General features: G+C 71.5%; 17 protein-coding genes. 10 read left to right on the plus strand and 7 right to left on the minus strand.

All coding sequences use genetic code 11. The features are described from left to right. Positions 1–131 precede the first annotated feature (131 nt). Complete coding sequence (locus tag FL311_RS25505) at positions 132–1,025, plus strand: undecaprenyl-diphosphate phosphatase (protein ID WP_141328849.1); 894 nt, start codon at positions 132–134, stop codon at positions 1,023–1,025. 19 nt (positions 1,026–1,044) lie between these two features. Next, positions 1,045–1,656 carry a CoA pyrophosphatase gene (locus FL311_RS25510; RefSeq protein ID WP_141328851.1) on the plus strand — a complete coding sequence of 204 codons (612 nt, stop codon included), beginning with the start codon at positions 1,045–1,047 and terminating at the stop codon, positions 1,654–1,656. Here the strand turns inward: FL311_RS25510 and FL311_RS25515 are convergent. Both FL311_RS25515 and FL311_RS25520 read right to left on the minus strand, forming a co-directional pair. Beyond that, positions 1,653–3,071: an MBOAT family protein gene (locus FL311_RS25515; protein ID WP_141328853.1), complete on the minus strand. Its 1,419-nt coding sequence runs from the start codon at positions 3,069–3,071 to the stop codon at positions 1,653–1,655. The two genes, FL311_RS25510 and FL311_RS25515, sit on opposite strands and share 4 nt — an antisense overlap. A 1-nt stretch (position 3,072) precedes the next feature. Continuing rightward, a complete protein-coding gene (locus tag FL311_RS25520) occupies positions 3,073–5,817 on the minus strand; it encodes a GDSL-type esterase/lipase family protein (protein ID WP_228557069.1) in 2,745 nt (914 codons plus the stop codon). 262 nt (positions 5,818–6,079) lie between these two features. On the opposite strand from FL311_RS25520, the gene FL311_RS25525 reads away from it, so the two are divergent. From FL311_RS25525 to tpx, 6 genes are all read left to right on the plus strand, one after another. After that, entirely contained in the window at positions 6,080–7,144 is a 1,065-nt protein-coding gene (locus tag FL311_RS25525) for a mannose-1-phosphate guanylyltransferase (protein WP_141328857.1), read from the plus strand. A gap of 202 nt (positions 7,145–7,346) precedes the next feature. After that, positions 7,347–9,290 (plus strand): protein kinase, encoded by a 1,944-nt coding sequence (locus FL311_RS25530; RefSeq protein ID WP_141328859.1) that lies wholly within the window; start codon positions 7,347–7,349, stop codon positions 9,288–9,290. 680 nt (positions 9,291–9,970) lie between these two features. Further along, positions 9,971–11,341 carry a phosphomannomutase/phosphoglucomutase gene (locus FL311_RS25535; RefSeq protein WP_141328861.1) on the plus strand — a complete coding sequence of 457 codons (1,371 nt, stop codon included), beginning with the start codon at positions 9,971–9,973 and terminating at the stop codon, positions 11,339–11,341. Continuing rightward, positions 11,338–11,889, plus strand: coding sequence for an NADPH-dependent FMN reductase (locus tag FL311_RS25540; protein ID WP_141328863.1), 552 nt, complete (start codon positions 11,338–11,340; stop codon positions 11,887–11,889). Before FL311_RS25535 ends, FL311_RS25540 begins: the two co-directional genes overlap by 4 nt. Before the next feature lie 14 nt (positions 11,890–11,903). Beyond that, complete coding sequence (locus tag FL311_RS25545; RefSeq protein WP_141328865.1) at positions 11,904–12,836, plus strand: ROK family protein; 933 nt, start codon at positions 11,904–11,906, stop codon at positions 12,834–12,836. 18 nt (positions 12,837–12,854) lie between these two features. After that, positions 12,855–13,373, plus strand: a complete 519-nt coding sequence (gene tpx / locus FL311_RS25550) for a thiol peroxidase (protein WP_141328867.1) — start codon at positions 12,855–12,857, stop codon at positions 13,371–13,373. 30 nt (positions 13,374–13,403) lie between these two features. On the opposite strand, the gene FL311_RS25555 is transcribed toward tpx, so the two are convergent. Further along, complete coding sequence (locus tag FL311_RS25555; RefSeq protein WP_141328869.1) at positions 13,404–13,808, minus strand: hypothetical protein; 405 nt, start codon at positions 13,806–13,808, stop codon at positions 13,404–13,406. 134 nt (positions 13,809–13,942) lie between these two features. On the opposite strand from FL311_RS25555, the gene FL311_RS25560 reads away from it, so the two are divergent. After that, on the plus strand, positions 13,943–14,752 hold the full coding sequence (locus tag FL311_RS25560) for a helix-turn-helix domain-containing protein (RefSeq protein WP_141328871.1): 810 nt from the start codon (positions 13,943–13,945) through the stop codon (positions 14,750–14,752). 63 nt (positions 14,753–14,815) lie between these two features. Here FL311_RS25560 and FL311_RS25565 read toward each other — a convergent pair whose 3' ends face one another. Genes FL311_RS25565 through FL311_RS25575 form a run of 3 tightly spaced genes read right to left on the minus strand, consistent with a single transcriptional unit; the run spans position 14,816 to position 17,563 of the window. Continuing rightward, positions 14,816–15,364, minus strand: a complete 549-nt coding sequence (locus FL311_RS25565) for a peptidase M23 (protein ID WP_074953462.1) — start codon at positions 15,362–15,364, stop codon at positions 14,816–14,818. 52 nt (positions 15,365–15,416) lie between these two features. Further along, positions 15,417–16,400, minus strand: a complete 984-nt coding sequence (locus FL311_RS25570) for a HEAT repeat domain-containing protein (protein WP_228557070.1) — start codon at positions 16,398–16,400, stop codon at positions 15,417–15,419. After that, the gene (locus tag FL311_RS25575; RefSeq protein WP_141328873.1) at positions 16,400–17,563 is read right to left on the minus strand and encodes a HEAT repeat domain-containing protein; all 1,164 of its coding nucleotides are present in this window, start codon (positions 17,561–17,563) and stop codon (positions 16,400–16,402) included. The genes FL311_RS25570 and FL311_RS25575 overlap by 1 nt, the downstream gene beginning before the upstream one ends. A 183-nt stretch (positions 17,564–17,746) precedes the next feature. Here FL311_RS25575 and FL311_RS25580 point away from each other — a divergent pair, with 183 nt between their 5' ends. Then, complete coding sequence (locus tag FL311_RS25580) at positions 17,747–20,599, plus strand: HAD-IC family P-type ATPase (protein WP_141328875.1); 2,853 nt, start codon at positions 17,747–17,749, stop codon at positions 20,597–20,599. A 3-nt stretch (positions 20,600–20,602) separates the two neighbouring features. On the opposite strand, the gene FL311_RS25585 is transcribed toward FL311_RS25580, so the two are convergent. Beyond that, the gene (locus tag FL311_RS25585) at positions 20,603–21,469 is read right to left on the minus strand and encodes a DUF547 domain-containing protein (protein WP_228557071.1); all 867 of its coding nucleotides are present in this window, start codon (positions 21,467–21,469) and stop codon (positions 20,603–20,605) included. Between the last annotated feature and the right edge of the window lie 6 nt (positions 21,470–21,475).

The raw sequence follows: 21,475 nt of genomic DNA on the forward strand, positions 1-21,475 counted from the left end.
GGCATGTCTCGGGAGGGGAGCCTACCTGGACCGGGAGGGGGTCGGGAGCGCCGCATGCTCTGCGAGTCACACACGCACAGGAACGCCCTTGCTGGCGGCGGAGTCCGGGCATACATCCCGGGACCGCGCCTATGAGCCTGATAGAAGCCATCGTCCTGGGACTGGTCCAGGGTCTCACGGAGTTCCTGCCCATCAGCTCCACCGCCCACCTGCGCATCGCGCCGGAGCTGTTCGGCTGGAAGGACCCGGGGGCCGCGTACTCGGCCGTCATCCAACTGGGCACGGTGGCCGCCGTGCTCATCTACTTCCGCAAGGACATCGTCTCCCTCGTCACCGCCTTCTTCAAGGGCCTGGCGAAGCGCGAGCCCTTCGGCACCGTCGAGTCGCGCCTGGCGTGGTTCGTCCTGGTGGGCACGCTGCCCATCGGCCTGTGTGGCCTCGCCTTCAAGAAGGCCATCGAGACGCAGTTCCGCTCGCTCTACGTCATCTCCGGCAGCCTCATCATCCTGGCCATCATCCTCTTCGTGGTGGAGAAGCGCGCCTCCCACCAGCGGACGCTGGCGGACATGACGTGGAAGGACGGCATCCTCATCGGCCTGTGGCAGGCGCTGGCGCTCATCCCGGGCTCGTCGCGCTCGGGCACCACGCTGACGGGCGGCCTGTCGCTCGGCCTCAAGCGCGAGGACGCCGCGCGCTACTCGTTCCTCTTGTCCATCCCCGCCACCACGCTGGCGGGCATCTTCGAGCTCAAGCACCTGCTGGAAGCCACCGAGCGGCCCAGCGCCGTGTCGCTCTGGGTGGGCACGCTGGTGGCGTTCGCCTCGGGCATGGCGGCCATCGCGTGGTTGTTGAACTACCTGCGCTCGCGCACCACGCTGGTGTTCGTGGTGTACCGCGTGGCGCTGGGCGTGCTGCTGCTGGTGCTGCTCCAGATGAACGTGCTCAAGCCGCTGTCGGGCGTGGAGAACGTGGACGTGCCGCCCGAGCCGGGCAAGCAGCAGCTCGAGAAGCAGATCACCGACTGAGTCGCGGAGGCGAGGCGTCGTGAGCGTGGAGTCGTTGTTCCAGGCGGTGGAGGCGCGGTTGTCCACGCGCCCCGCGCGCGGCGTGGACCTGCCGGGGCTGGTGCTGCGCGAGGCCTCCGTGCTGGTGCCGCTGTTCGAGCGCGACGGCGTGCCCCACATGGTGTTCACCCGCCGCCCGGCCACGCTGCGCACCCACGCCAACCAGTACAGCTACCCCGGCGGAGGCCGCGACGCGGAGGACCTGACGCCGCTGCACACCGCGCTGCGCGAGACGGAAGAGGAGCTGGGCATCGACCGGCGCGGCGTGCGCGTGCTGGGCATGCTGGACGAGGTGCCCACCATCTCGCAGTACCGCGTGCGGCCCTTCGTGGGCGTGATTCCGGGCGACGGCCGCTACACGCCGAGCCCGGAGGAGGTCGCCTTCATCCTCGAGGTGCCGCTGTCACGGCTCCTGGACCCGGCCATCCTGCGCGTGGAGCGCAAGGAGGTCTTCGGCGCGGAGAGGGACCTGTACTTCTACACGTATGAGTCCCACGTCATCTGGGGCGCCACCGCGCGCATCCTCCGCGACTTCCTCACGCAGCTGTCGCAGGTGCCGGACTTCGAGTCGTTCCTCGGCGCGCGCGGCTAGAACTGCAGGTAGACGTACGGCCGCGCCTCCACGGACGCCAGGTGGCGGATGCCCAGGCCGAGCACCACGAGCGCCATCGCGCGCACGGGCACCGGCATCCGGACGAACGCCTCCGAGGCCACCGTGTAGAGCTTCATCGGCACCGCGTGGAAGAACACCGCCGCGGCCAGCATGCCCCACACCAGCGGGCTGACGTTGGCGATGCCCGGCACGCCCGCCATCATCCGCGCGTAGAACTCCCCCGCGTCCGTCATGGAGTGCGCGCGGAACACCACGCGCGTGAGCACCACCAGCGTGAAGGTGGCCAGCATGCCCGCCGCGACGCGGGGGATGCCCGGGTTCTCCGGCTTGCCCACCGACCACTCCCAGCAGCGCGTCAGCCCCAGCGCCACGCCGTGCACCGCGCCCCACACGGCGAAGCGCCAGTCCGCCCCGTGCCACAGGCCGCCCAGCACCATCACCGTCATCAGGTTGAAGAGCACGCGCGGCTTGGACACGCGGTTGCCGCCCAGCGGCCGGTACAGGTAGTCCCGCAGCCACGTGGACAGGCTCATGTGCCACCGGTTCCAGAACTCGCCCACGTTCTTCGCCAGGTACGGCCGGTTGAAGTTCTCCGGGAACTTGAAGCCGAACAGCGCCGCCACGCCCAGCGCGATGTCCGAGTAGCCCGAGAAGTCGTAGTAGAGCTCGAAGGTGTAGGCCACCGCCGCGACGATGCACTCGGCCGATGCGTACTTCTCCGGCGCGGCGAACACCGGGTCCACGATTCCGCTGCCCAGCACGTCCGCGATGACCAGCTTCTTCACCAGGCCCACCGCAATCCGGAACATCGCCCGGCCGCCGTCCTCGGGCGTCAGCGTGGGTACGTCGCGGAAGCGCTCGAGCAGCTCCGACGCGCGGATGATGGGACCGCTCACCACGCGCGGGAAGAACAGCAGGTAGAGCAGGTGCTCGAGGAACGAGTGCTCGGAGCTGGCCTTCCCCCGGTACACGTCCACCGTGTAGCTGATGGCCTGGAAGACGTAGAACGACAGGCCCAGCGGCAGAATCAAATCGAACGGCGTCTCGCGGACGTGCAGGCCCCACGAGGCGGGAATCAGCGAGAGCGCCGTCTGGCGCAAGAGCTCCAGGTACTTGAAGCCCGCGAGCAGCCCCAGGTTCGACACCACCGACAGCGTGACGAGCAGCTTGCGCACGCCGGGCGACCGCGAGCGGCCCAGGCCCTTGACGAGCACATGGTCCACCGTGACGCCCGCCAGGAAGATGAGCAGCGGGAAGGGCGTGAAGGCCGTGTAGAAGAAGACGCTGGCGCCCAGCAGCACCAGCATGCGCGGCCAGTAGTGACGGTGCACCGCCCAGTAGAGCGCGAACACCGCGATGACGAACACGAGGTACTGGAGGCTGTGCGACAGCACGTCAGTTCCCCTCCATGCGCGCGGTGGGCTCGCCCTTCTTGCGCGCCTCGTAGGCCGACAGGAAGTCCCGGGCGAAGCTCGCCGCCAGCCGCTCGTAGCCCTCGGGCGTCAGGTGCACGCCGTCCGCGTGCCCGTACACCGGCCGCGAGCGCTGCCAGCGCAGCATGGCCCGCTCACCGCCCATGGCCGCGCGAGCAGACCAGTACGCGCACCCCGCGTCCCGCGCGACGCGAGGCAGCGTGCCCAGCACCGTCGCCAGCGAGGGCGCCTCCGTCCAATGCCCGCTCGCGTCCTTCGCCAGCCGGTCCGTGGGGCCCAGCACCAGGCACTCCGCGTTGCCCGTGGCCTTGCGCAGCCGCGAGATGAGCGCCGTGTAGTCGCCCGACAACCCCTGCGCGTCCAGGCCGACGAGGTTCGCCTCGTTGGTGCCGTACCAGAACACGAGCAGGTCGGGCCGCCGCGAGGCGAGCTGCGCGTCCACCGCCGCCGCGTCCATGTCCCGCAGGGTGAAGGACGTGGAGCCCGGCAGCCCCAGCGCGTCCAGCACCACGCCCGGCGTGTCGTACTCCAGCGCCGCGCCCAGCACGGTGACCTGGCTGTTCGGCGCCGCCGCGACCTCCACCTCGTGCGAGGTGCCGGTGACGGGGAACGAGCGGATGCGCACGGTGGGCGCGGTGAGCGGTTCGGGCGGAGGCGCGTCCGGGGGGAGGTCCTCGCCGTCCACGCGGATGTCCGGCGACGCCACGTCCGGCACGTCGAGCGCGTACAGGTCCAACCGGCCCGTGCGCGACTTCTCCTCCGGGCAGCCCTTGCAGAACTGGATGCGCAGCTTCGAGCCCGGCGCGCCCACGGCGCGGATGCCCGTCAGGCCCCACACACCGCCCGGCGCCGAGTCCAGCGCGTCCTCCACCTTCCACTCCCCCGTCAGCTCGCGCGCCACGCGCGCCTTGTCCAGGCGCGGCGAGGACTTGCCCGCGGCGATGAAGCCCCGGCCCGCGTCGCCGAAGCGCTTGGAGAGCACGTCGCGCACCGCGTCCGTGAAGTAGTGCGACGCGGTATGCGATGCGCCCAGCTGGGCGATGCCCACGCGCAGCGCTTCACCGGACTCGCGGCGGCGCAGCTTGTCGAAGGTCCGCGCCAGCGCGACGTCCGCGTCCTGCAGCCCCGGCGTGTCCGCCACCGGCACCAGCGCGGTGTGCGCCTTGGCGAAGCTGCGCTGGAGCGCGAGGTCGAAGAGGTGGCCCAAGAGGTCGGAGCCCTTGGCGCGCGGGTGCACCAGGTCCTCCAGCATCAGCCCCGCCTCCAGCCACCGCAGCGCCGCGCCCTCGCCACCCATGGCGTTGTACGCGTCCCAGAACGCGCAGCCGCCCAGGCGCGCCTCCTCGCGGAAGATGTCGGAGACCTCCTTGGAGCCACGGCGCGGCACCGGCTCGCCGCCCATGGTCCGCACGCCCGCGTCGATGGGGGACATCACCAGGCACGCCGCGTCCGGCACGTTGGTGCGCACGCGGGAGACCAGCTCCTTCATCTGCGCGCGCACTTCCTCCAAGGTGGTGCGCTCGCGCGAGTAGAAGAACGCCTCGTTGCCGCCCACCATCAGCACCACCATGGACGGCTTGCGCTGACGCAGCTGCGCGCGGAAGGCCGCGGGCTGGGCGCGCAGGTACACCTCCGCCATGCCGCCCAGCAGGCCCACCGTGTCGTAGATGACGCCCGGCGTGCCCGTCTCCAGCGTCACGCCGTGCAGCTCCACCCGGCCGGACGTGGTGAGCGTCAGCGTCCTGGCGCCCTCGGGCAGGTTCACCCGCGCGAAGGCCGCCTCCGACTTCGTCTTGGAGAAGCCGCGCGTCTGGATGCGCTGCAGCGGGCGGCCGTCCACCGACAGCTGCACGGAGCCGCTGGAGGGCTGGGCCAGGAAGAACAGCTCCGCGACCCTGGCTCCTTCCGCGTCGTACTTCGTGTTCTGCGAGCCGCCCGCCGCGGTGAAGGCCACACCCGTCCAGCCCACCCTGTCTCGGGGCCACTTGGTGTCCACCAGCCGCTCGATGGTCCACCCGTCCGAGCCCCGTCCGGAGCGCGTCCACCGGCCCGCGCTCGCGGGGCGGGTGATGAAGAGGAAGCCCTTGCCGCCCGAGCCGAAGCGCTCCTGGAGCCTGTCGCGCACCACGTCGGTGATGTAGTCGGACGCCACCAGCGAGTCGCCCAGGTGCACCACGCGCACGGGCGTGCGTCGGGTGTCCGCGCGCAATTCGCCCAGCGCCTTGTGGAACGGGGCGAGCCCGTCCTCCTCGCACGTGCCATCCGAGCGCGCCTTGCGGCAGTTGAGCTCGATGTCCACGTGCTGGGCGCTCATCTTCTCGCGCAGCGCCTCCAGCTCCACGGCGCGGGCCAGGGAAGGCGCGCTCAGCTCCTCCAGGCCGATGCCCGGCACGGTGGGCACCACGGGCTGGTCGGGGGGGAGCGCGGCGACGTCGGTGCCCGCGTCCTCGCCCGCCTCGTCCTCGGGGGGCGCGGTGGGCTTCGTCGGCTGGCCCGCGGCCACCTCCGTCTCCGGCGCGGGCACGGGCTGGCCCCCCAAAAACCTCGCCGGGACGGTCAGCGCCACCAGCTTCTCCTGGAGCGGACCGCGCTGGAGCGAGGGCAGGGGACGCCACGCCTCCGGAATCGGGGCGAGCGAAAGCCCCAACGTCAGCGCGATGGTGAAGAGGAGCGTCAGCCCGGTGGATCTGGCCTTGAGGAAGTCCAACAGCGCGGCATGAGACTGGCTTTTCGGGGGCGGGTCAAAACTCCCGCCACTTCCGGCCGCTTCGCCGTCCGGAGGGCGTCCGGCCGGGCGGGGTGGGCGGGCAGGTGGGAGTCGCAACGGCTGGCGAGGGGCTGGCTTCGTCACGGCTGCCCTCTTTCCCGGAAAGGCCGAAACGGTATGGTGCGCCGCCAGTCACGCCAGGGGGAAGACCCTGGCGCTTCTCGCTGGCTCCGAGCCGGCACTCGCAGGAGTCGTACCCCGCATGGCCCTCTACCCCGTCATCATGGCCGGTGGCTCCGGCACGCGTTTCTGGCCGCTGTCCCGGCAGGCTCGCCCCAAGCAGTTCCTGCCGCTCGCCTCGAAGCTGCCGCTCATCACCGACACCGCCCAGCGCCTCAAGGGCCTGGCCACGGTGAAGAACACCTTCATCGTGTGTGGCCCCTTGCACGCGAAGGCCGCCGCGAAGCTGGTGAAGGGCCTGCCCAAGCCCAACCTCCTGGTGGAGCCCGTGGCCCGCAACACCGCGCCCGCCATCGCGCTCGCCGCGGTGCAGGTGGCCGCCCGCGACCCGAAGGGCGTCATGGTGGTGCTGCCCTCCGACCACCACGTGGCCGACGTGCCCGGCTTCAAGCGCGTGCTGGAGCAGGCCGCGCGCATCGCCGAAGGGGGCCACATCGTCACCCTGGGCATCCAGCCGAACCGTCCGGAGACGGGCTACGGCTACATCCAGGTGGGCGACGCGCTGGAGGGCGGCGGCCGCGCGGTGAAGGCGTTCAAGGAGAAGCCCGACACCCAGACGGCGCAGGCGTACGTGTCCTCCGGTGAGTACCTGTGGAACGGCGGCATCTTCGTCTTCCGCGCGGACGTCATCCTGGCCGCCTTCGAGCAGCACATGCCGGAGATGAAGAAGGGCCTGAAGGCGCTGCGTGAGGCCGCCGGCAAGCGCACCTTCGGCGCGGTGCTCAAGAAGGTGTTCCCCAAGCTGCCGTCCATCTCCATCGACTACGGCGTGATGGAGAAGGCCAGCAACATCGCGGTGCTGCCGGGTGACTTCGGCTGGTCGGACGTGGGCTCCTTCGCGGCCATCCCCGAGGTGCGCCCCGCGGACGCGCACGGCAACGTCATCTCCGGCGACCTGGCCGTCGTGGTGGACTGCAAGGGCTGCATCGTGCTCGCCGACAAGCGCCCGCTGTCCGTCGTGGGCCTCACCGACGTGGTGGTGGTGGACTCCGGCGACGCGGTGCTGGTGGTGCCCCGCGAGAAGAGCCAGGACGTGCGCAAGGTGGTCGAGGCCCTCAAGGCCCGCAAGCTGCAGAAGTACCTGTAGGTGCAGGCGCCCAGTGTGCGCTGGAGAAACTTCCGACCCCGGGGCTGAAAGAACTTCCGCTCCGTGGGTAACGGGGTTCTCCGCTTTCTCGTCCCGGCGGGAGGTTGTCGTGTCCAGTCGCTGACGAAGTGGGGGGGTGCACGCCGGTTGCAGGGCCGTCGCCGCCCGCCCCATCCCGGGGCGGACGGGGCGGAGCTCGAACATGGCTTGCAATCACTGCGCGGTGGAGCATCCGGTGGGGTCGGGGTGTCCTCGGGCGCCGTCCCTGGAGGGGCAGCGGCATGGCCCGCTGGTGCTGGGCGCGGCGTTGGGCTCGGGGGCGTTGGGCACGGTGTACCTGGCGGAGCACACGCCCACGGGGCACCGCTTCGCGGTGAAGGTGCTGCACCCGCACCTGGCGGCCCAGCCGGTGGTGCGCTCGCGCTTCCTCATGGAGGGCCGCGCGCTGCGCTCGCTCAAGCACCGCCATGTCGCGCGGGTGCTGGACGCGCGCATCGGCCCCGCGGGGCTGCCGTGCCTGTTGATGGAGCACGCGGAGGGTGAGCCCTTCTCGAAGCTGCCCATGCCGCTGGCTCCGGCGGAGGTGGTGCTGGTGTTGGCCCAGGCGCTGTGCGCGCTGGAGGTCGCCCACGCGCAGGGCCGCGTGCACGGGGGACTGAGCGCGGACAGCCTGGTGCTGACGTGGGATTCGCGCGGGGAGCGGCGGGTGAAGGTGCTGGGCTTCGGCTCGCGCGAGGTGCTCACCGCCAGCCTGTCCCGCGAGGAGCGCGCGTGCGGCATGGTGGTGGGCTCGCCCGCGTTCCTCGCGCCGGAGCAGTGGGCGCAGGACTCGGTGGACGGGCGCACGGACATCTACGTGCTGGGCGTGGTGGGCTACCTGCTGGCCACGGGCCGGCTGCCCTTCGGCTTCGGGCGCGTGGGGGCGCTGTCGCCCGCGGCGCCGAATGAGCTCAACCCTCGCGTGCCGCGCGCGCTCTCGGACGTGCTGCTGCGCGCGCTGTCCCAGGGCCCCGGGGAGCGGTTCCCGGACGCCGTCTCCTTCCGCGAGGCGCTGCTCGACAGCCAGGGCATCGGTCGGGTGCGGCCCGCGCCCCCGCAGCGCACGCGCACGTCGCGCGGGAGCATCTCCATCTTCGGCCACATCCTCCCGGAGGACGACGCCACGCCGCTGCACCGCGCGCTGCGCGAGGTCGCGTACGAGCAGGTGCCGACGGCCGAGCTGACGCCGCCGAAGATGGAGTCGCCCCGGGGCCTGCTCGTGCGGCTGGGGCTGGCCACGGACGCGGAGCTGGTGCCGGTGCGCCTGGGGGATGTGACGGTGGACGGCTTCTTCGCCACGTGGGCGGGGGTGCTGCCTCCGCTCGCCTCGCAGCTCCCGGTGGAGCTGACGTTCAAGGGCCGCAAGGTGGCGTGCGACTGCGACGTGGTCCGCCATGTCACGCGCGAGGAGGCGCGGGCGTGGAACGGTGAGTCGGGGCTGCACGTGCAGTTCGCGGGCGAGGCGGCGCGGGAGCTCCTGGCGCACGCGCTGGGGCTGGGCTCGGGGCCGCGCGCGCTGGAGGCGGAGCCGGTGCCGGACGCGGAGCTGGCCCGGGTGCTGTCGCGCGCGGCGGTGGTGGAGAAGGACCCGTACGCGCTGCTCGGCGCGCTGCCGCACGAAGACTTCGAGGCGGTGCGCCGTCGCGCGACCTCGGCGCTGCGCAGGCTGAACCTCTTCCGTCAGCGCACCCTGCCGTTGGGACAGCGTCAGGCGCTGGAGGCGCTGCTGCGCCGGGTGGAGGCGGCGGGCCGCATGCTGGGCGACGCGGTGTCACGCGCCGGTTACGACGCCACGCGGGGGAACCTCGCGGGGGTCGCCCGCTGCCTCGACGCGGGGCTCGCGGATGAGCAGGCGGAGGTGATGCGCGGTGCCTTCCTCGCGGCGCGTCCGCTGGCGGAGTCGCGGGCCCGGGCGCTCTTCACGCAGGGCCACTCGCTGGAGGTCCGGGGGCAGCACGACGCGGCCCTGGAGCGCTACGCGGAGGCGCTGGCGTTGGATCCGCTCAACGCCTCCTGGCTGCGCCACTACCAGGTCCTGCGCGGGCAGCCGCGCCCTGAGGTGCCGCTCTCCATCGAGAGCGCCGGCGTGGAGGTCACCGCGCACTGAAGGCGCGCGTGTTCCGGAGGAGCGCTCCCAGCGGAGCGTGGGTGCGGAGGTCACCGCGCACTGAAGGCGTGCGTGTTCCGGAGGGGCGCTCCCAGCGGAGCGCGGGTGTGGAAGTCACCGCGCACTGAAGGCGCGCGTGTTCCGGAGGGGCGCTCCCAGCGGAGCGAGGGTGCGGAGGTCACCGCGTACTGAAGGCGCGCGTGTTCCGGAGGGGCGCCCCCAGCGGAGCGTGAGCGCCGTGGACTCAGGTCCGGCCTCTACCGAGGCCGTCCTCGTGACCCTGGCGATAGGGTGAGCACGCACTCGGGCCTCACCGAGGCAGCGCTCGATGCCTGGGAGAGGCCGCTGGCACGCGCTCGGCGGCCGCGCCGTCGAGGCGGGGTCCACCCGAACTTCTCCGACCCATGAGGGCTCGCCTGGAGGGCATTCGCCCCAGGAGGCCGGTCCGACCGGAGCACACGCCCCACCCTCGACAGAGGGAGCCCGGAGCCCCGGTCGCCCCACAGCCGGGCGGGTGTGGGGGTTGATTGGCACCCCAGGGATTCACAGGGGCGCCGAGGGAGCATCGTTCAGCAGCCCGCGCAGGCCCCCTGTCGGGTGCCGGGAACCGTTGCGCTCGTGTAGAGTCCGCCGCCCTCTGTCATGCCCTCCGGTTCCAGGAGGAGGGCGGGGACACCTTCATGAACGCGCATATCTTCCGCGAGTACGACATCCGGGGTCTGGTGGACAAGGACCTCACGGCCGAAGTGGTGGAGCTGCTGGGCAAGGGCCTGGGCACCACCATCCGCCGCAACGGCGGCCGCTTCATCGCCGTGGGCCGCGACTGCCGCGAGTCCTCCACCCGCTTCCGCGACTCGCTCTGTGCCGGCCTGACGTCCACGGGCCTCAACGTCTTCGACGTGGGCGTGGTGCCCACGCCGCTGACCTACTTCGCCGCCAACACCCTGCCGGTGGATGGCCTGGCCATGATTACCGGCAGCCACAACCCGCCCGAGTACAACGGCTTCAAGATTGGCGCGGGCAAGACGACCTTCCACAGCCACGAGATCCAGGCGCTGCGCCGCCTCATCGAGGCGCGGGACTTCGAGGTCTCGAAGACGCCCGGCACCGTGACGCCGTACGACATCATCACCCCCTACAACCACTTCGTCCGGCAGACGGTGAAGGTGGGCCGCAAGGGGATGAAGATCGTCATCGACGCGGGCAACGGCACCGGCGGCGCCATCGCCGTCCCCCTGTTCGAGTCCATGGGCTTCGACGTGGTGCCCCTGTTCTGCGAGATGGACGCGACGTTCCCCAACCACCACCCGGACCCCACGGTGGTGGAGAACCTCCAGGACCTCATCGCCGCGGTGAAGCGCGAGAAGGCCGAGGTGGGCATCGCCTACGACGGCGACAGCGACCGCATCGGCGTCATCGACGACCAGGGCAACATCCTCTGGGGCGACCAGCTCATGGTCCTCTTCAGCCGCTACGTCCTCAAGGACAGCCCGGGCGCGGCCATCGTCGGCGAGGTCAAGTGCAGCTACACGCTGTACGACGACATCGCCAGGCGCGGCGGCAAGCCCGTGATGTGGAAGGCGGGCCACTCGCTCATCAAGGCGAAGATGAAGGAGGAGCACGCGGAGCTGGCCGGCGAGATGAGCGGCCACATCTTCTTCAAGAACCGCTACTTCGGCTTCGACGACGCGGTGTACTCGTCCGCGCGCCTGCTCGAAATCCTCACCCACGAGAAGCAGAAGATGTCGGAGCTGCTCGCGGACGTGCCGAAGACGTACGCCAGTCCCGAGCTGCGCTTCGACACGAAGGAGGAGAAGAAGTTCGAGATGGTCAAGCGCGCCACGGAGACGCTGCGCGCGGCGGGCCACGACATCATCGACGTGGACGGCGTGCGCGTGACGTTCCCCGACGGCTGGGGCCTCATCCGCGCCTCCAACACCCAGCCCATCCTGGTGCTGCGCTTCGAGGCCAACACGCCCGAGCGCCTCAAGGAGATCCAGGCCCTCATCGAGGGCACCGTGGCCCAGGTGCAGCGTGAGGTGGGAGGGTGAGCGCGCCTCGAATCCTGGCCATCGCGGGCAGCCTGCGCACCGGCGGCTTCAACCAGAAGCTCCTGGCGCTGGCCGTCGAGAAGGCCCGCGCCCTCGGCGCCGACGTGGACGTGGTGGACCTCAAGACGGTGGGCGTGCCGCTCTACGACGGCGACGTGGAGGCCCAGGGCCTGCCCCCGAGCGTCGTCGCCCTGCGCGAGCGGGTGGCGAAGGCCCAGGGCCTCCTCATCTCGAGCCCCGAGTACAACTCGTCCATCCCGGGCGGCCTGAAGAACGCCATCGACTGGGCGTCGCGTGCGCCCGGCCGGCTGTTCCAGGGCAAGTGGACGGCCATCATGGGCGCCAGCCCCGGCAACTTCGGCACCGCGCGCATGCAGCCGCACCTGCGGCAGGTGATGTCGTCGGTGGGCGCGCTGGTGCTGCCCACGCAGGTGCACCTGGCGCGGGCCGCGGAGGCCTTCACGCCGGAGGGCCGGTTCAAGGACGACGCGCGGCAGCAGGAAGTCGAGGCGCTGGTGACCGAGCTGGTCCAGCGCGTGAAAGGCTAGAGGGGAACACCGCCATGCCGACGCTGGGAATCGACCTGGGGGGGACGTTCGCTCGAGCCGCCGTGGTGGACGAGGCGGGGAAGCTGCTCGCGTCGACCAAGGTGGCGCTCGCCGAGCGCAGCCCGTCCGGGGTGGTGGAGACCATCGCCCAGGCCGCCTCCGAGGCGGTGCGGTCCGCGGGGGTGCCGGTGGACGCCTGCGGCGTGGGCGCGGCCGCGCAGATCCACAAGGACTCCGGGGTGCTGTCGGTGGCCCCCAACCTGGGCTGGCGCAACGTGCCCCTGGGCAAGATGCTCACGGACCGGCTGAAGCAGCCGGTGAAGGTGGTGAACGACCTGTCCGCCGCCGCGTGGGGTGAGCTGCACGCGGGCGCGGGCCGTGGCGCGCAGGACCTGCTGGTGGTGTTCGTCGGCTCGGGCGTGGGCAGCGCCATCATCGCCGGCGGGCGCCTCCTGGAGGGCGCGGGCGGCGTGGCGGCCGAGCTGGGCCACATCAAGGTCGTCCCCGACGGGCGGCGCTGCGGCTGCGGCGAGCTGGGCTGCCTGGAGGCATACACCGGCGGCCACAACCTCATCGCCCAGTCGAAGGAGCTGCTCGTCGCGGGCCGCGCTCCGGTGCTGGCGAAGCTCGTGGAGAACGACGCCTCCCGGCTGACGCCCGTGTCGCTGGAAGAGGCGGCGGAAGCAGGCGACGAGGCCGCTCGGGAGGTGTATGAGCGGGCCGCGCGTTTCCTGGCGCTGGCGGTGGCCAACCAGGTGACGGTGTTGAACCCGGCCAGGCTCATCCTCGGGGGTGGGGTGTTGAACCACTGCCCTGGGATGCGGCGCCGGGTGTTGGATGGTGTGAGGGCGTGGGCGTCCCAGACGTCCCGCGAGGGGTTGCTCATCGCCGACGCGGAGCTCGGCGACGACAGCGGCCTCATTGGTGCGGCACTGCTGGCCGCGTGACGTGAGAGGAGTGCAGTGATGGCCGAGTTCAAGGACCAGGTTACCTACCGCGGCAAGCCGGTGACGCTGGAGGGCGACGGGCAGGTGCAGGTGGGCGACCTCGCGCCCGACTTCACCGTGTACAAGGGCTTCTACGAGTCCCACCGCCTGTCGGAGCTGAAGGGGCAGGTGGTGGTGTTGAGCGTGGCGCCGAGCGTGGACACCAAGGTCTGCGCCATCCAGCTGCGCATGTTCAACCAGCAGGCGACGCAAATGGGGCCGGACGTGAAGGTCTGGTACCTGAGCCTGGATTTGCCCTTCGCCCTCAACCGCTTCAGCGCGGCCGAGGGCATCCAGAACGTGGCGGTGCTGTCGGACTACAAAGATAGGGACTTCGCGCGGAAGTACGGCCTGTACATGAAGGAGCTGGGCCTCCTGGCGCGCAGCACCTTCGTGGTGGACCGCGAGGGCCGGGTGGTGTTCCGCGAAATCGTCCCGGAGATGATGCACGAGCCGGACTACGACGCCGCGCTGGAGGCGGTGCGCAAGGCGCTCTGAGGCGCGCCTCGCGCCGCGCTCGACGCACGCTCAGGCGGGCACCATGCGGGCCTGCTTGAGGGCCATCAGCTCCAGGCCGCTGAAGGCGGCCACGGCCACGGCCTGCACCACGGTGAAGGCCACGCCCCAGACGGTGGGCTGCACCCAGCCCGTGGCGAGCAGCGCCAGGCTGTCCACCGTCCACAGCACGTTGGCGCCGATGATGGCCCACACGAGGCCCCGGGGGACGAGGGGCCGGTTGGCCAGGAACACGAGCAGCGCGGCGAAGGGCAGCAGGCTGAAGCCCGCCGAGCGCAGCAGCGTGAAGGGCAGGCCCAAGAGCTCGCTCAGGGGCTGGGCGGCGAAGAACATCAGGGCCCCGGTGGCGCCGCTGATGAGGCCGTCGGCGAGCAGGATGTGGCCCAGGAAGGTACGCGACGCGGGAATGGCGCTCATGGCTGTGTCCTTGGAATGCGGCGCCGGGGAAGTCCCGCCGCCGTCTGGGGACACACATTGCGCGTGGGCGGTGCGCGGGTCGATTACGCGGGAGGTAATGGGCAGGCTTCCCCGTTGTTCCTAGGGTCAGGGGCATGATGATGCCGAGCCGTCCGGTGGGAGAGTTGCTGCGCGAGTGGCGTCAGCGCCGCAGCCTGAGTCAGTTGGACCTGGCGTGCCGCGCGGAGGTGTCCGCCCGTCACGTGAGCTTCCTGGAGACGGGGCGCTCCACGCCGAGCCGGGACATGCTGCTGCACCTGGCCGAGGAACTGGACGTGCCGCTGCGCGAGCGCAACACGCTGCTCGTGGCGGCGGGCTTCGCGCCCGTCTACTCGGAGAACGAGCTGGACGGGCCGCGCATGACAGCGGCGCGCGAGGCGGTGGAGCTGGTGCTCTCCGGACACGAGCCGTACCCGGCGCTCGCGGTGGACCGGCACTGGCACCTCGTCACCGCCAACCGCGCGGTGGGCGTGCTCCTGGAGGGCATCCCCGGCGAACTGCTCCAGCCTCCCATCAACGTGCTGCGGCTGAGCCTGCACCCGGACGGCCTGGGCCGGCGCATCCTCAACCTGGAGCAGTGGCGCGCGCACGTGCTGGCCAGGCTGCAGCGGCAGGTGTCGACCACCGCGGACGCGACGCTGGCGGCGCTGCTCGACGAGCTGCGGGGGATGGGGCCGGTGCCGAGCCACGCTGCCGAGCCGGACTACGCGGGCGTGGTGGTGCCGCTGCGCATCATGACGCCCCGGGGCGTGCTGTCCTTCATCGGCACGACGACGGTGTTCGGCACGCCGGTGGACATCACCCTGGCGGAGCTGGCGATTGAGTCCTTCTTCCCCGCGGACGCGGCGACGGGGGAAATCCTGCGCCGGGCCGCCGCCGAGGCCCCGCGGCGCTCCGACGCGTGAAACAAGGACGCCCCGCCTCGGCCATAGGGTAACCGGAGCGGGGCGCGGGTTTGGGGACTGCGACTACAGCGTGGGCGTACCCACGCGATTGCTGCAATACGCACTGGAGCCGCACGTGGTGCCGACGCTGGTGTACCAGGCCGTCTTGCGGGTGCCGTACTGGCGGTTGTCCGCGTGCACGTGCGCGCCGGTGGAGTTGCCCGTGGAGCCCACCAGGCCCAACGCGCAGCGGTCGCACGTCTTGGAGCCGGAGGACACGTTGGAGTTCAGGTGGAGCTGGCGGAAGTCCCAGCCGCTGCCGCCGGTGACGACGTAGTAGTTGCCCGCGCCGCCGTTGCAGCTGGTGCCGCCGCTGCAGTTGTTCGCACAGCCGCCGTAGTAGGCGTAGTAGCGGCTGACGTTGATCATCCCGCGGTGGTTCCACACGCTGCACGTGCCGTTGCTCATGTCGAGCGCGTTGTGGCTGCTGCCCGAGCACGAGTAGTACGTCGTGGAGCCCACGCGCGCGGCCGTGTCACAGATGGGACCGACGGCCGTCGCCGACGACGCGCTCGTGGACCACCCCGTCACGGCCAAGGCCACCGTGGCCAACATCCACTTCATTGCCTTCATGGAACTGCCTCCTCTGGTTGTTTCGCTGCGGCACTGCCCGGTGATGCAGGGGTCACCTCCTCAGCCGCTGCTTCTCGCGCAGCAGCAGGTGCCACTCCTGGAGGTTGAGCTTCAGCGCGGACAGCCACGCGTCGATTTCAGGGTCCAGGCGCGGGTCCACGCCGCGCAGCGACTCCAGCAGGGGCCGCGCGGAGGTCTGCCCCAGCCGGGCGATGCCCTCGAGCGCCGCCTTGCGCACCGCCGGATTCGGGTCCCCGCGGAAGGCCTCCACCAGCGCGCGCCGCGCCCCCGCCGCCTCCGCTCCCGGAGAGCCTCCCAGCGCCGTCGCCGCCGCCGCGCGCAGCTCCGGGGACTCGGCCTTCAGGTGCCGGGTGACGCGCTCCACCGTCTCGTGGCCCACGGCCTCCATGGACACCTCGCCCAGGAGCCTCGCCGCCACCGCGGGGTCCTCGGCCGCCGACGCCACCGCCACCGTCGTCTCCGACACCGTGCGGTCATGGCCCGAGTACACCTGCGCGCTCTCCGCCAGCAGGTTGTCGGCCACCGCCTGGCGCACCTCCGGGGAGCTGTCGCGCACCAGCTGCTCGTACGTCACCACGCCGCCGTTCTTCGCCATGAACTCCACGGAGGGAGTGGCCCTGAGGGCCCGCACCGCCGCCGCGCGCGCCGCCGGGTCCGCGTCTCCGGCGGCCCGGGCCAGCAGCGGCTGCACCAGGCCGGGCGACTCCGCGTGGCTCGCCTTCGTGGCCAGCGCCGCGCCCAGGGCCTCCAGCACCTCGGGCTGGTGCTCTCGCTCCAGCGCGGCCTGCAGCTCCCCGGCGGGCATGGCCAGCGCCGCCTCGCGCAGCCGCGCCTTCACGTAGTGCTTCAGCGCGGGCGAGCCGTCCTTCATCGCCGCGCGCACGTCGCGCAGCATCGTCTCCACCGAGCACGTCTCGGGCGTCAAGAGCGGCGCGGCCGCGCTCGCGGGCCACGCACCCAGGAGGAACGACACCAGGAGCCCGCGCCCCCATCGCCTGTTCATGAGGGCATGCATCAGTGCGGCGCTCCTTCCTCGACGAGGCACGCGTGGTGCTCGCCCTTGCCCAGCCAGATGCGGGCGAAGTCCACGGTGCCGGAGGCGTACAGCTGCTGGAACTCGGTGTAGTCGCGCTGGAAGCGCGGGTCCTTCGCGGCGAGCCTCGCTAGCAGCGGCAGCGCCCCCTCTCCCGCGGCGCGCACGGCGAAGCGGAAGATGGCCCAGCGCACGCAGACGTCGTGCTCCTTGTCGAACGCAGCCTCGTAGATTTTCAGCGCCTGCTCGGGCTCGCGCGTGACGCCCAGCCGGAAGGCGGCCATCTCCCGCACGTCGCGCTCGCGGTCCGTGGTGAGGATGTGCTCCAACTCGTCGAAGGACTCCGGGCCGATGAGCGGGTCGGAGTACGACGGCATCTCCAGCGCGAGCAGCCGCACCGCCATGTCGTCCGACGTGCCGGCGATGGAGAGCAGCTCCTTCCAGTACGGGGCATGGGTGCCCGTGCGCTCGAAGTCCTCCTTCATCACCCGGCCCATCGTGCGCGTGGCCACCCACGCGGTGGAGTCCGCCGTCTCGTCCAGGGCCACCGCCTTGAGCCGCGCCAGGTCCCCGGGCGACAGCCGCCGCTGCGTCTCCAGGGCGTCCAGCGCCGCCGAGCGGTTCTGGGTCGGCAGGCTCTTGTCCTCGCCCATCCCCAGGAGCGCCGCCGACACCTTCGCGTCGTGCACGGCCGGCGCCGCCTTCACGGCCTCCAGGTAGAGCCCCAGCTCCGGGGGGCTGGCCTGCTTCGCCCACTCGATGACCTGCAGCGCGCGCCCCGCGTCCTGCCCCACCAGCTCCGTCAGGCGCTCCTGGAGGTAGGTCGCCAGCAGGTTGTCGCGGTGCCCCACCGCCACCCCCAGCGCCGCGCGCAGCGCGTCCAGCGACGTCTCCTTGTCCAGCGCCCTCAGGCCATCCCAGCACCCGGGCATCGGCAGCTGCTCCACCGCGGGCGTCGGCTCCGAGGCCGGCGGCACCCCCGAGGGCGTGCCCACCATGACGCCGCTGGAGGTGGGCGGCCTCGCGACGCTCGCGGCGGGGGCGGATTCATTCGAGGAGGGAGACAGGCCTCGGGTCAGCAGCGCGACGACCGAGGCCACCAGCACCACCCCCAACAGGACCACACCGGACTTTTTGGAGTTCATCAGGACGAAGTCGAGAAGCTCGTGATTCCTTTAATTATTGATTACTTGGAAATCGCGAGCCAGGCAACGGCTTTGTCACGGCCGCGACGCGTCGCCTGCCTCCTGCGAGGGCGGGCGTGGGGCGCGGGCCTGGGGCGGACATAGCTTGAGGGAAGAGAGCTGGTTGCTGACTGGGGGAGTCGAATGCGCGAGCCGCCACCCGCCGCGTCCGGCGTCGAGGACGCACGTGAGCCCGCTTCGGGAGCGGTGCCCTGGCATGCCCTGCCGGTCGAGCGGGCCTTCGAGCGACTGGAGAGTGGACCGTCAGGGCTGACGGACGAGCAGGCGCGCGAGCGGCTCTCCCGTCACGGGCCCAACGTCCTGGAGCGACAGAAGGGCGAGGGGCCGCTGAAGCTGTTGTGGCGACAGGTGAACAGTCCGTTCATCTGGGTGCTCATCGTGTCGGCGGTGCTGGCGGTGGTGATGGGCAAGGTGACGGACGGGCTGGTGGTGGCCGCCGTGGTGGTGCTCAACACGCTCATCGGCTTCGTGCAGGAGTTCCGCGCGGGCAAGGCCATCGAGGCGCTCAGCCGGATGGTGCCGCAGAACGCGACGGTGGTGCGCGCGGGCCACAAGCGCGCGGTGCCCGCCGCGGAGCTGGTGCCCGGGGACGTGGTGGAGATTGCCGCCGGGGACAAGGTGCCCGCGGACATGCGGCTGGTGGGCTCCAGGAACCTCCAGGTGGAGGAGGCCGCGCTCACGGGCGAGTCCGTGCCGGCGTCGAAGCAGCCCTCGGTGGTAGCGGAGGACGCGGAGCTGGGGGACAGGACGAGCGTCGTCTTCGGCGGCACGCTGGTGACCTCGGGCGTGGGGCAGGCGGTGGTCATCGCGACGGGGGGCGCCACCCAGCTGGGGCGCATCTCGGAGATGTTGAGCGAAGCCACGGACTTGCAGACGCCGCTGACGAAGGCGCTGGCGAGCATCGCCAAGGTCATCACCGTGGCCATCCTCGTCGTGTCGGTGCTGCTGCTCGGGGTGGGGCTGTGGCGCGGGTATGACATGAGCGAGGCGGTGGTGGTGGCCATCACCCTGGCGGTGGCGGCGATTCCGGAGGGACTGCCCGCCATCGTCACCATCGCCCTGGCCATCGGCGTGCAGCGCATGGCGGCCCGGCGCGCGGTCATCCGCAAGCTGCCCGCGGTGGAGACGCTGGGCAGCACCACCGTCATCTGCTCGGACAAGACGGGCACGCTCACGCGCAACGAGATGACGGTGCAGGCCCTGTGGACCCCGACGGGGCGCTACACCATCACCGGCGTGGGGTACGCCCCCCGGGGCGAGCTGCGCCGCGACGGGCCGGCGCTCAGCGAGTCGCTCCTGCCCGACGACGCGAAGGAGCTGCTGCTCGCGGGCGCGCTGTGCAACGACGCGGCGCTGGAGGGCGGTGACGGCGACTGGCGGATGACGGGCGACCCGACGGAGGGCGCGCTGGTGGTGGCGGCGGAGAAGGCGGGCCTGCGCGTGGAGGAGTCCCGCTCGCGCTTCACCCGCGTGGACGCCATCCCGTTCGAGTCGGAGAACCAGTTCATGGCCACGCTGCACGACGACGGCCGCGCGGGCCGCGTGGTGCTCCTCAAGGGCGCGCCCGAGGTGGTCCTGGCGCGCTGCGAGCTGGACGGCGCGGCGTCACGTGAGGCGGTGCTGGAGGAAGTGGAGCGGCTGGCGCGGCGGGGCATGCGCGTGCTCGCGGTGGCGTCGCGGCAGGTGCCCGAGGCGAAGGACGCCCTAGCGCTCGAGGACGTCGAGGGCGGGCTGGAGCTCCTGGGCCTGCAGGGGATGATGGACCCTCCGCGCGAGGAGGCCATCGAGGCGGTGCGTGCCTGTCATGAGGCGGGCATCGTCGTGAAGATGATCACGGGCGACCACCTGGCGACGGCGGAGGCCATCGGCGCGAAGCTGGGTCTTCAAGAGGCGGGGATGCCGGGCGTCGCGGGCGCGAAGCTGGGGGCGCTGGACGACGCGCAGCTGGCGCACGTGGCCGAGAGCACGAACGTGTTCGCGCGCGTGGCGCCGGAGCACAAGCTGCGCCTGGTGCGCGCGCTCCAGGGTCGAAGGCACGTGGTGGCGATGACGGGCGACGGGGTGAACGACGCGCCCGCGCTCAAGCAGGCCAACATCGGCGTGGCGATGGGCATCACCGGCACGGCGGTGTCCAAGGAGGCGGCGGACATCGTCCTCACCGATGACAACTTCGCCTCCATCGCGGCGGCGGTGGAGGAGGGGCGGCGCGTCTACGACAACCTCATCAAGTCGCTGGCCTTCGTGCTGCCCACCAACCTGGGGCTGGCGCTCATCCTGCTGTGCGGCGTGGCGTTCTTCCCCATCCAGGACATCGGCGGGAAGGCGGTGCCGCTGATGGCGATGCTGCCCACGCAGTTGCTGTGGATCAACCTGGTGGCCACGGTGTCGCTCGCGCTGCCGCTGGCGTTCGAGGCGCGCGAGTCGGACGTGATGCGCCGCAGGCCGCGCCGTCCGGATGCGCCGGTGCTCAGCCACTTCGTGGTGATGCGCACGGGGCTGGTCGCGCTGCTCATGGCGGCGGGGGGCATCGGCCTGTTCCTCTGGGAGTACTCGCGCGAGCTGCCGGCGGTGGGGCACGCGCGGGCGCTGGCCGAGGCGCAGACGATGGCGGTGAACACCGTCATCAGCTTCCAGATTTTCTACATGGTGATGTGCCGCACGCTCACCGGCTCGGTGCGCAAGGTGGGCCTGTTCAGCAACCCCACGGTGTTCATGGGCATCGGCGCGCTGGTGCTGCTGCAGCTCGCCTTCATGTACGTGCCCTTCATGCGGAGCATCTTCGGAACGGCGCCCCTGTCGCTGGAGGCCATCGGCCTGTCCGTGCTGGTGGGCGCGGTGGTGCTGCCCGCCGTCGGCCTGGAGAAGTGGCTGCGGGGGCGCAAGGACGGCGGCCCCGTGCAGCGGCCCCGCGCCCGGGAGCGGGAGGACGAGGACCACACGCCGCCACCCGGCAGACGCGAGCGGCTGCCCGCGTAGGCGTCAGCGCTCCGAGCGGACCTCGCGCGCCGCCGCATCCGGGAGCGCGGGGTCCTCCGGCTCGTACACGATGTGGCAGCGGTCCAGCTTCGGCCCGCAGGCGTGGTCCAGGTCCGCTCGCGTGTCGCAGCCGGGACGCTCCTCGCAGGTGTCCGGCAGGAACGCCCAGACGAACTGGAGCACGTTGCCCCGGCGTCCCTCGGGCAGCGCGGCGAGGAAGTCCTCGCGCCAGGTCTCGAACAGCTTCGCCAGGTGCACCGTGTCCCGGTCCAGGCGCACGTGGCGCTTGTCGCCCACGAACCGGCGGCTGGCCTCGTTGAGCTGCGCGTCGAGGAACTCGGGCTGGAAGTGGGTGCTGGCCATGCGAGGCCCGCCGCGCGTGGCCTGGAACAGCGCCAGGTGGATGCGCGGGTCGGCGTACTCCCGGGCGAGGATGCGGTGGTGCAGCGACCACAGCGTCATGCGCCGCCCGCCCACCGGCCACGAGCGTCCCCAATAGAAGCGCCCGAGCAGCGGCCCGTGCACGCTCTCCAGATAGGGATACCCATCCACCACCTGCTGGAGCACCAGCGCGTGGTAGGCATTGAGCCAGAAGGCCAGCGCGTCCTCCGACGTCGGGAAGACGTCCGGACGGTTGTGCGGCGAGAACGACGCCAGCGACTCGACGAACCGGTCCAGCTCCGCGCGCTCGCGACCGATGGAGGAGAAGTCCACATCCCCATCCGCGCGCACGTGCCGGAGCACCTTCTCGTAGCCTTGATAGTGGAAGGGCTCCGACGCGGACGGGACGGCGGCCGGCAGCAGGCCCTGCACGTACAGCGCGGCCAGGGCGACCAGCGTGCTCGCGACGGCGAACACCACGGCGGGCACCAGGAG

This window comes from Myxococcus sp. AB025B, assembly GCF_006518215.1.
GTDB lineage: Bacteria > Myxococcota > Myxococcia > Myxococcales > Myxococcaceae > Myxococcus > Myxococcus fulvus.